Genomic DNA, 5,236 nt, shown 5'->3' on the forward strand with positions numbered 1-5,236 from the left:
ACTTTCGAGCGTATTTAGTTGCGGAGGCAAGACTCGAACATGCGACCTCCAGGTTATGAGCCTGGCGAGCTACCAACTGCTCCACTCCGCGATATTAATAATCAATCCCTTTCCGGATTGCGAGTGCAAAGGTATGACTTTTATTTGAAACAACCAAATATTAACTGAGTTTTTTTCGTTAAAAGGGGTAAAACAAGGCTTAAGATTTGGCTGTATGCGAGATTTCTATTACATTTGCACATTACAAAGCGATGTGCAAACAATAGAAACACAGGAGGAATTAATAGATGTCTATATCAAAAACCAGACAGAAACTCGTAGATGTTGCCAGACAACTATTTGCCAAAAATGGCATTGCAAACACGACTATGAACGACATAGCCATTGCTTCGGGCAAAGGACGTAGGACACTTTACACGTATTTTAGTAGGAAAGAAGATGTTTACTCGGCTGTCATAGAGTCGGAATTGGAACGACTATCGGACAAACTGGATGAGGTGGCTGAACTCAAGATTCGTCCTCAAGACAAAATCATAGAGTTGATATACACGCATCTGAGCATGATTCGTGAGACTGTCGTAAGGAATGGTAACCTGCGTGCGGAGTTCTTTCGTAATATTTGGATGGTAGAGAAAGTGAGAAAAAACTTTGATGAAGACGAAATAGAACTATTCCGTAAGGTTTATCAAGAAGGTAAAAACGACGGAGAATTCGACATTGAAGACGTAGAATTGGTGGCCGACATCACTCACTATTGTATCAAAGGGCTGGAAGTTCCTTTCATTTATGGTCGCCTAGGGCATGGATTGACTGAAGAAAGCAGCAAACCGCTCGTAGCTAAAGTTGTCTACGGAGCGCTGGGGAAACTCAAACAGAAATAGGAAACAAGTATTTATTATAACACAATAAAAAATTAAAGCAATGGGATTATTAACAGGTAAGACAGCCCTGATTACAGGTGCTGCACGTGGAATTGGCAAGGCTATTGCCTTGAAGTTTGCCGAAGAGGGTGCTAATATCGCCTTCACCGACCTCGTTATCGACGAAGAGCACGGCGGATTGGCAACAGAGCGTGAGATTGCAGCTAAAGGCGTAAAAGCTAAAGGATATGCAAGCAATGCAGCAAACTTTGCCGAGAGCGAAGAGGTTGTAAACAAAGTGAAAGAAGAGTTCGGCTCTATTGATATTTTAATTAACAATGCCGGAATCACCAAAGACGGTTTGATGTTGCGCATGACAGAGCAGCAGTGGGACGCAGTCATCGCTGTAAACTTGAAGAGTGCATTCAACTTCATCCACGCTTGCGTACCTGTAATGATGCGTCAGCGCCAAGGTTCTATCATCAACATGGCTTCTGTAGTCGGTGTTCACGGCAACGCAGGCCAGAGCAACTATGCAGCTTCTAAGGCCGGTCTTATCGCATTGGCTAAGAGTGTAGCCCAAGAGATGGGTCCCAAGGGTATCCGCGCCAACGCTATCGCTCCCGGATTTATCGACACAGCCATGACTCAAGCTCTACCAGAGAATGTTCGTAAAGAATGGACCAACAAGATTCCATTGCGCCGTGGCGGTACTGTAGAGGATATTGCAAACACTGCTGTTTACTTGGCTTCAGACCTATCTAGCTATGTAACCGGTCAGGTGATTCAGATAGACGGTGGTATGAACATGTAATCAAGTACAATACCGAATAATCAAAAAGCCCAATGCACATCTCGGTAGATGCACATTGGGCTTTTTCTTATGCCTGTATTTCGACTATTCCTCTATTATTCGACCATCTAAAAAGTTCCCACTCTCTTCACTGCAATAAGTAAGCAATGATGCTGTTCGGCCTCTTCAGTAATACTGAAACGTTTTGGCAATATTGCTGCCTCGCCCCTGCAATAAACTGATAACAAACTACTCACTATATTGTAAACAGCAATTTGAGATACGCCAAAGTACTTCTTAAGAGTTTACTCCAATCCTCTAACGTAACGTTGTAGTTCAAATGCCCAAATCTTATACCCCACGGGAGACAGGTGTAATCCATCTACTGAAAGAGAGGCACGCAACTCATTCGTGCCATGACGGACGAATTGCTTAAAAAGGTTGATATATGTAATATGATGTTTTTGGCAATATTGCTTCAACATCTTGTTGATAACAGGAATATCATTAGTCTTCCCATCCAGCGTTTTCCAACGGCCAAAGGATTCGTTGATAGGCAACAGACTCTGGACAAACAATTGGGTTTGAGGAGAGTCGCGACGAATCTGCTCTATCACGGGACAGATATTATCAAACACCTGTCGGGGAGTCAAGTCATGGCTCAAATCGTTGACACCCACCATCAAGAAAATAGCTTTAGGCTTTCCGGGCAAGATCTGTATAAGTCGATGCTTGATACCTATGGCATCATCGCCCGATATACCACGATTCTTGATACGTTTCCCATCTAAACGAGCATTCCAATCACCCCCATTCTCAGTAAGACTATTACCCAACATCACAATTGAAGAGCTATCAATAGGAGTCATACTATCAAACTCCTTAATCCTTTCTGTATAATGTGGGAACGGACTATATTTCACAGATTGAGCTTCCATAGACTGCGAACAGATAGCCATCATGGCAAACAGAAGATATTTAATTCTAGACATTTAAAACTGTTCTAATATTTGTATACGCTTTTCGGTATCGGGATGAGTGCTGAAAAGCGAATTCATGAAACTCATTAAGCCTTGCTCCATCTCATCGGGCTGAATGATAAAGAGTTGTGCCACATCGGCACGCTTGACATCATCAAGCCCGGGATTACCCGAAATCTTCCTTAAAGCAGAAGCCAAAGCGAGCGGATTACCACATAGCTCTGCCCCACCTGCATCTGCCATATACTCGCGTTTGCGCGATATGGCAAAGCGAGTAACCAACGTGAAGAAGTAGGCTATGGCACAACACACGACACCTATCAACATGATGACGATAACGGAAAGGCCATTTTTCTCGCCATTACGACCACTCCGCCCCCCCCCATACCACATCATATTATACATCATTCGCACCACAAGCGACATGACAGTGGAGATGATGCCCACGAAGATTATACTGGTAATAAGCAACTTGGTATCATGATTGCGAATATGAGTAAGCTCATGCCCAAGCACCCCGGCCAATTCTTCGTCGGTAAGGAGATTGAGTAGTCCGGTGGTAACGGTGACCGTGTACGACTTTTTGTCTATACCGCTAGCAAAAGCATTCAATTGGTCATCGTCAACAACATTGATTTGAGGCATGTCCATATTGCAAGTCATACACAAATTCTCCACGATATTATATACACGAGGATTATCACGACGGCTCAACGGACGAGCACCGGTAGCCGCCTGTATCATGCGTACATTGCTATAATAGGCTATGACAAACCACACCAATACTCCTAGAATTACCCAAGGAATAGTCGTTATGAAGTAATAATTGACCGTATCGGCATCTAGTTGGTGCACGACACTCCCATATTCATCATAATAGCCACCACCGAAATAATTTAAGAGGGCAAGGAATACCCAAACCATTCCCAAGATAATTACGGGAAACATGAGCAGCAACAACACACTCAACATGTTGTTACGGCTGATTTGGGTCTGCATTCCTACATACTTCATCGGCCTAGAACTTTACTTCGGGAGCCTTGTCAAGCATAGCTCTTTCCTCTTGTGGAACCTCAAACATAGGCTCCTTTTGGAAGCCGAACATCTTGGCAAAAATATTTGAAGGGAATGTTTGGACAGCATTGTTCAATTCGCGTGTTGCAGAATTGAAGAAACGACGCACTGCTGCCAACTTGTTCTCGATATCAGAGAGCTCGTTTTGAAGCTGGAGGAAGTTCTCGTTTGCTTTCAGTTCTGGATAAGCTTCAAGCGAAACTTTGAGTCCGGCTAAGGCTCCTGTCAACGCATTTTCGGCTTGTACCTTATCATTGACAGATGTGGCTCCCATCGCAGCTGCACGGGCTTCCGTAACACGTTGGAACACTTCTTTCTCATGCTCTGCATATCCTTTCACCGTAGCAACCAACTGAGGAACCAAATCATGACGTTGCTTCAACTGCACATCAATGTTAGCAAACGCATTTTCACGATTATTGCGAAGCTTCACTAAGTTATTATAAAGGCTTACACCCCACACTAAAAGTAGTACAACGACTACCACAACAATAATTAATGACATATTCTTATGATTTATAATTTTATCTATTAGATTACAAATATAATGCAAAAGTTGAGGATACGACAGGTTTTTAAGATTTATTAGATTGTTAACGGTATAAAAGGAAAAATCCAGTCAGTAGAATAAATCTATTGACTGGATTTATAGAAATAATGATTTATTTCATGACACTCATAACCTTCTCTAAATATCGCTGCGTTCGCTTGACATTAAAGTGAAGACCACCGTTCCACGAGCGTATAGCTCTCTCGATGTCGTTCAATGGGTTATGTGCAGACTGGAAGAGTAAAAACATCTCCTTGGACTTCGAAACACTGAATCGATCAGACAACTTAAATCTCTTCTTGCTTTTCTTTCTTTTAAGAATCTGATTACATTCAGCTACCAATATCGGTGTAATTTGCATTGCACCAATGGAATTACCACTCTTGGCTTTCGAATCTCCTCTGCTCTCTACTTGAATAATGGCATCCATCACTGGATTCCAATCTACTTGTTTACTGTTAGGTACAACTTTTAAACCATCTGCCGCAAGGGCTGTCATCCGAGATGACGCAAAGATAAGTAAAATTAAAAATACAACTTTGTTTATTCTCTCCATTTTGTTTTGATTATGGAACCTGTGCAAGAGAAAAGCAAAAATGCACGCGAATATGGCTATTGAGAAAAAGCGTTACCAATATCCTCGATTCCGTTAGATACCTTAGCGAATAACACTTCTAATACAACAAAAAGATGTTATCCTTATTCTTATCGGTGCAAAGGTACACAAAACATCTGAGAAAGAAGAAAGAATCATGCATAAAGTGCTGATTATAAAGGCTTTTTATACATTTTCAATAATATTAATGCCGTCTTATTTCACGCTTCAAAAGCCCTTTTTAGCAATAATATTAGAACAAAATATTCCAATAATACTCCATATAAAAGCTCAAAAAAGTTACATCTGTAGAGTCAAATGAAATCAACCAGCAAGTACAAAAGTACATCAACCGTCTGAGTGTACATAGTTCTCACTTAGAGA

General features: G+C 41.7%; 6 protein-coding genes and 1 tRNA gene. 2 read left to right on the top strand and 5 right to left on the bottom strand.

What is annotated here, in order from left to right; genetic code table 11:
• Positions 1-18 precede the first annotated feature (18 nt).
• Positions 19-91, bottom strand: a tRNA-Met gene (locus HMPREF3034_RS09610).
• 196 nt (positions 92-287) lie between these two features.
• On the opposite strand from HMPREF3034_RS09610, the gene HMPREF3034_RS09615 reads away from it, so the two are divergent.
• Together HMPREF3034_RS09615 and fabG are read left to right on the top strand one after the other, a co-directional pair.
• Complete coding sequence (locus tag HMPREF3034_RS09615) at positions 288-881, top strand: TetR/AcrR family transcriptional regulator (RefSeq protein ID WP_036900186.1); 594 nt, start codon at positions 288-290, stop codon at positions 879-881.
• Positions 882-921: 40 nt separating this feature from the next.
• Positions 922-1,674, top strand: a complete 753-nt coding sequence (fabG, locus tag HMPREF3034_RS09620) for a 3-oxoacyl-[acyl-carrier-protein] reductase (protein ID WP_036900190.1) — start codon at positions 922-924, stop codon at positions 1,672-1,674.
• Positions 1,675-1,958: 284 nt separating this feature from the next.
• Here fabG and HMPREF3034_RS09625 read toward each other — a convergent pair whose 3' ends face one another.
• The 4 genes from HMPREF3034_RS09625 to HMPREF3034_RS09640 form a co-directional block, all read right to left on the bottom strand.
• Positions 1,959-2,645, bottom strand: a complete 687-nt coding sequence (locus tag HMPREF3034_RS09625; RefSeq protein ID WP_036900191.1) for a GDSL-type esterase/lipase family protein — start codon at positions 2,643-2,645, stop codon at positions 1,959-1,961.
• Positions 2,646-3,647 carry a M48 family metallopeptidase gene (locus tag HMPREF3034_RS09630; RefSeq protein WP_036900192.1) on the bottom strand — a complete coding sequence of 334 codons (1,002 nt, stop codon included), beginning with the start codon at positions 3,645-3,647 and terminating at the stop codon, positions 2,646-2,648.
• A gap of 4 nt (positions 3,648-3,651) precedes the next feature.
• Complete coding sequence (locus HMPREF3034_RS09635; RefSeq protein ID WP_062435135.1) at positions 3,652-4,212, bottom strand: LemA family protein; 561 nt, start codon at positions 4,210-4,212, stop codon at positions 3,652-3,654.
• 157 nt (positions 4,213-4,369) lie between these two features.
• On the bottom strand, positions 4,370-4,756 hold the full coding sequence (locus HMPREF3034_RS09640) for a lytic transglycosylase domain-containing protein (RefSeq protein WP_369793989.1): 387 nt from the start codon (positions 4,754-4,756) through the stop codon (positions 4,370-4,372).
• Positions 4,757-5,236 lie beyond the last annotated feature (480 nt).

The organism is Prevotella sp. DNF00663 (genome assembly GCF_001553265.1).
GTDB lineage: Bacteria > Bacteroidota > Bacteroidia > Bacteroidales > Bacteroidaceae > Prevotella.

Coding starts and splice junctions, on each gene's coding strand:
- HMPREF3034_RS09630 (WP_036900192.1), bottom strand. CDS start 3,647: ATGAAGTATGTAGGAATGCAGACCCAAATCAGCCGTAACAACATGTTG.
- HMPREF3034_RS09640 (WP_369793989.1), bottom strand. CDS start 4,756: ATGACAGCCCTTGCGGCAGATGGTTTAAAAGTTGTACCTAACAGTAAA.
- fabG (WP_036900190.1), top strand. CDS start 922: ATGGGATTATTAACAGGTAAGACAGCCCTGATTACAGGTGCTGCACGT.
- HMPREF3034_RS09625 (WP_036900191.1), bottom strand. CDS start 2,645: ATGTCTAGAATTAAATATCTTCTGTTTGCCATGATGGCTATCTGTTCG.
- HMPREF3034_RS09615 (WP_036900186.1), top strand. CDS start 288: ATGTCTATATCAAAAACCAGACAGAAACTCGTAGATGTTGCCAGACAA.
- HMPREF3034_RS09635 (WP_062435135.1), bottom strand. CDS start 4,212: ATGTCATTAATTATTGTTGTGGTAGTCGTTGTACTACTTTTAGTGTGG.